This is a genomic window from Endozoicomonas atrinae, assembly GCF_001647025.1.
In the GTDB taxonomy this organism is placed as follows: Bacteria; Pseudomonadota; Gammaproteobacteria; order Pseudomonadales; family Endozoicomonadaceae; genus Endozoicomonas; species Endozoicomonas atrinae.
The window spans coordinates 1-4,250 of record NZ_LUKQ02000361.1 but is presented as its reverse complement, the minus strand read 5'-3'; the positions used below and the strand labels follow the sequence as shown (position 1 = coordinate 4,250).

Annotated in this window: 5 protein-coding genes; 4 read left to right on the top strand and 1 reads right to left on the bottom strand. The window is 43.2% G+C overall.

All coding sequences use genetic code 11. The features are described from left to right. The first annotated feature begins 980 nt into the window (after positions 1 to 980). A complete protein-coding gene (locus AK963_RS26140; RefSeq protein WP_066018289.1) occupies positions 981 to 1,712 on the top strand; it encodes a TylF/MycF/NovP-related O-methyltransferase in 732 nt (243 codons plus the stop codon). Positions 1,713 to 1,761: 49 nt separating this feature from the next. After that, complete coding sequence (locus tag AK963_RS26135) at positions 1,762 to 2,214, top strand: GNAT family N-acetyltransferase (RefSeq protein WP_066018288.1); 453 nt, start codon at positions 1,762 to 1,764, stop codon at positions 2,212 to 2,214. A gap of 81 nt (positions 2,215 to 2,295) precedes the next feature. Here AK963_RS26135 and AK963_RS26130 read toward each other — a convergent pair whose 3' ends face one another. After that, positions 2,296 to 2,991, bottom strand: coding sequence for a class I SAM-dependent DNA methyltransferase (locus AK963_RS26130; protein ID WP_193791003.1), 696 nt, complete (start codon positions 2,989 to 2,991; stop codon positions 2,296 to 2,298). A gap of 592 nt (positions 2,992 to 3,583) precedes the next feature. On the opposite strand from AK963_RS26130, the gene AK963_RS36785 reads away from it, so the two are divergent. Together AK963_RS36785 and AK963_RS26120 are read left to right on the top strand one after the other, a co-directional pair. Next, on the top strand, positions 3,584 to 3,748 hold the full coding sequence (locus AK963_RS36785; protein ID WP_338011562.1) for a GNAT family N-acetyltransferase: 165 nt from the start codon (positions 3,584 to 3,586) through the stop codon (positions 3,746 to 3,748). Between the two features lie 93 nt (positions 3,749 to 3,841). Beyond that, positions 3,842 to 4,165: a hypothetical protein gene (locus AK963_RS26120; RefSeq protein ID WP_066018286.1), complete on the top strand. Its 324-nt coding sequence runs from the start codon at positions 3,842 to 3,844 to the stop codon at positions 4,163 to 4,165. The last annotated feature ends 85 nt before the right edge of the window (positions 4,166 to 4,250 follow it).

Genomic DNA, 4,250 nt, shown 5'->3' with positions numbered 1-4,250 from the left:
GATCATCCTGAGTTTTAATCTGACTGGCTATTTGATCTACCAGTTTTTCGTTGATTTCAACGCTCATTGTTATTCTCCATTTTGGAGTATTAACGACAAGCGTTTACACAATTTAAATTACATTCCCTAGCGATGAGTTGGGCTGTATCTTGGCCTCTTATGACAGCAGGCTGCAGGTTCCTCTGAGGAGTGCAGTCGTATTGGCTGAGTAGCTGGTTTAAACTACCCTTATCCATCTGCTGTCCTCTTCGTCCATTGAAAACAACGGTGAGATTATCCCTTATCTGTGTGCTGTGTCGCCCGAGTCTTGCTTGCTCTGCGTCACTTCTGGATGCTGAGAGGCTGGCTCTTGAAGTAGGTTTTATTGTCTTGGGAATAGCTCCATTTAGGCTGGAGATAGATCCATCTATATTTTGCATAGCTTTAATCCTTTTGCTTTTTAATAGGCTTAGAGTTGGTGTAAGAAATATAAGCTGTATTATATTCAGATCAGATATAGTAATAGTCTTGTATTTTATTTGTTATGGCCTGATACCAAGTATTTTCTGGAATTATAAATTTGGAATAAAATTATACTCTATAAATTTAATTAGTTACTAACAATTCAGTTAGTAAAAAAAACAATTGAATGACTGTTTTGATAATCGTAAGTGATTAAGGGGGGTGTTATATCATCAACAATGCTTTTTATTTGTTCGGATTTTTTTAGAATCATTTTTTATGATAGTATTTAATCTTTTAATTCAGTTTTCAGGATGATTGTGGTTGGGTTCTTGTTTTTAAAAGAAAATAATCGGTTTTGGTTACTGGTGATCTAGGGGAGGAAGGTTAGGTGATTCCTTTCTCTCTCAAGTGCTCAGTAATCCTCTTGTATTCTAATGGCCGGATCTTATGGCTTTATTATTAAGTATTGATCATTAGCATTGTGCAAAATCTGTCTACCCTATCAAATGTGCAGTTAATAATGATGAGGATAAACAATGCTTGATCAATTCATAATGCCCTCTTATGACTGGTCATCAACGATTGATACTATCAAGGCAGACTCTCCGGAAGGCAGTCAGATCCTTAATTTTTTCTCTACGGATAAACACTATCGACAGAATGCTGAGGCTACCCAGTTTGTTGAAGAGTATCTGAAGAATGCCAGGCCTTTTGATATTGATGCTGAATTAATGCGCTATGTGAATGATCAAGTTCTGCCAGATGGTGTTATTGCCGAGTTCGGCGTATGTACTGGTCGGACGATTAATTTCATTGCTGCCCTGAATCCGCGCTCTACCGTCTACGGTTTTGATTCGTTCAATGGTTTGCCGGAAGATTGGAGCAGGAATGACTTCCCACTGCCAAAAGGTGTGTTCGGTTATCACAACCCAGATGTTCCTCCTCCGGTACTCAATAATGTCTGCCTGATTAAGGGGCTATTCAAAGAAACGTTGCCCATTTTTGCTGAAGAGGTGCTTAAACAGCAGCCGATAGCTTTTCTTCATATAGACTGTGACCTGTATCAATCCACCGTGGATATTTTTAATGCTATTGGGCATCGTCTGGTGAAAGGCTCCATTGTGCTGTTCGATGAGTTATACAACTTCCCCAAATGGGAAGAACATGAAATAAAAGCACTGCATGAGTTTTTGCACAGTTCCGGTAAAAAGGTGGAGTACTTTGCCTATAACACCTGCTGGGAACAGGTAGCGGTCAGATTTCTATAAGAGTTATAGTTCCTGTCAGCCCAAATGCTGGTTAAGGAATCTAAATCTCATGGTATTAGAAGAAGCCAGGCCTGAGGATGTGCCTCTTGAACTTCTGCTTGAAGCAGACCCCTGTGAAGCGAATATAACCTCTTATCTAAGTGATGGGTGGTGCTTTGTTGCCAGAGAGCAGGGTCGTATCATTGCGGCCTGTATTGTTAAAATGATCTCAAATGGGTGTGTTGAGATTTTCAACATCTCCGTAATGCCGGAGCTGCAGGGCAGGGGGATTGGAACGCAGCTGCTTAACTATGTACTTGATGAACTCTCTCATCGGTCAATACATCGTATTGAACTGGGAACGGGTGCTTTTGGTTATCAACTGACGTTTTATCAACGACTTGGCTTTCGTGTGTTTGAAGTGATCAAAAACCACTTCCTTGACCATTATCCGGAACCCATTCTTGAACATGGCATTCAGCATAAGGATATGTTGCGGTTGTATTTGAGCCTTAGAGAGTAGCACCCCAGCCTCTATCGATATGTGAATTATGCTGTATCGTGATAATTCATTATGATTTATAGCGATACAGCAACTCTTCTTTTAGATTTTCACGCAGGCGAAAATAGCGTTGCCAGCGTTTTCTCCCAGTGGGATTATTTTTTCATAGTCATGCTCAAACGTATAAACCTCAAAGTAAGGGCTTAATAACCTCTCAAGCTCGCTGAAGCTGATGGCGACCATGGGGTGCTCATCCTGCCAGAATTGCCTCTCCTGTACCGTACATTTTTCAATACTCAATCTCAGTGACTGCTTATCGCCAGTACCACAGTAGTTCCAACCTGAGCTGAACACAAAATGGCTGCCATCATAATCAACCGTGTGGCTCACCACAGAGTAGTTACTGATCATGGTCTTCTCAACAGCATTAAAGCAGAACAGCCCTCCTTTATTCAGTGCAGCATGTGCACTGGCAATACACGACCTGAGTCTGTCAATGCCATTGCTGTAATGAATAGAGTAGAGAAAGCAGGTGACTAGGTCGACAGGCTTTTCAACTTCAAACTCACACATATCCTGCAATACAAAATCGGCTTCCGGGCAACGCAGTCCTGCGATATCCAGCATGGGCTGATTGATATCGAGCCCACCACTCTGATAGCCCTTATCGATAAAGTGACGAACATGAGGGCCTGTGCCACAGGCAAGATCCAGATGTTTTGTGCCTTTATTACCGAACAGCTGGTGCAGCCGGTGTACATAATCACTCTGATCCTGATAGTTAATGTCGGCGCACATCAGGTCGTAGTAGCAGGAAAGGTCTGTATACAAGGCATTTGAGGAAGCAGTAATCAAGCGCTGATACCCGGAAAAAATTGGTGGCGCATACTACAACAAATCATTTTGTTTGCGAATCCATTCATTTTTCGTGATGTACGGACCTGATCTCAGTAAGATCAACCGTGTAGTTGCGGTGGCCCTCCGGGTTGATCACACACGCATTCATGCTGTGTTGAACGGCTTGAACATGGAACCACCATGCCCTGCACCGTTCGCCTTTATGCCCTTCGGGTATTGCCTGAATGCGTGTGTGATCAACTGGACTCAAGGCTAATTGAGAACGCCCCCTAGCTCTTAGGGAGTTTTCAGTGGGTGACTGACGGCAATCAGCATCAACAATAATGGGCCAATTAAATGAAGCTGAAATATCGGGAGGCGACGCGTCAGGATCTGGAGGCGCTGGTGGATATGCTCGCTGTTGATGCGTTGGGGCAGCGGCGGGAGAACCGTTAAATCATCGTTATATCTCTGCTTTTGAGAGTATTGATCGGGATCCAAATAACCAGTTGATTATTGCTGAGTCTGATGGTGTTATCGCAGGCATGCTCAACTGACGTTTATTACTTGTCTGACACATACTGGCAGCTGGCGATGCCTGATTGAAGGGGTAAGAGTTCACCAGAATTTTCGCAGCAGGGGTTACGGGGAAGCAATGTTTCAATACGCTATTGGTGGCGCACCAGAAAGGGTGTTCGCTGGTTCAACTGACCAGTGATAAGCAGCGACCGGATGCTATTCGCTTTTATGAAAAACTGGGTTTTGTCGCCAGTCATGAAGGCTTTAAATTGAAGCTGAAATAAGAAGTATTATGCAGAGAATTGTTGTTGCAGATATTTTTGGATATACCCCGGCACAGGAGGCACTGGTAGACCGTTTGCCCGGCGATATTGACATTATTGATCCTTATGAGGGGCATCACTTGAGCTTTGTCAGTGAAGCTGATGCTTATGCCTTCTTTATTTCGGAGGGAGGGCTGGATCGATATACAGAACTGCTTTCATCGAGGATTGAGAAATTCAAAAGTCCGGTCAGTCTTCTGGGTTTCAGTGTTGGCGCTTCAGCAATATGGAGATTATCTAATCAGGGTATTATACCAATTGCTTTTTCTAACTACTGTATAACTGCCCACTGACGAGAGCATAAACTGAATAGACGTCCAGCTTCGCCGCATAGATTGTTCCAGGCCTCGCAGCAGCAATCCACGATATCTTCGTAAC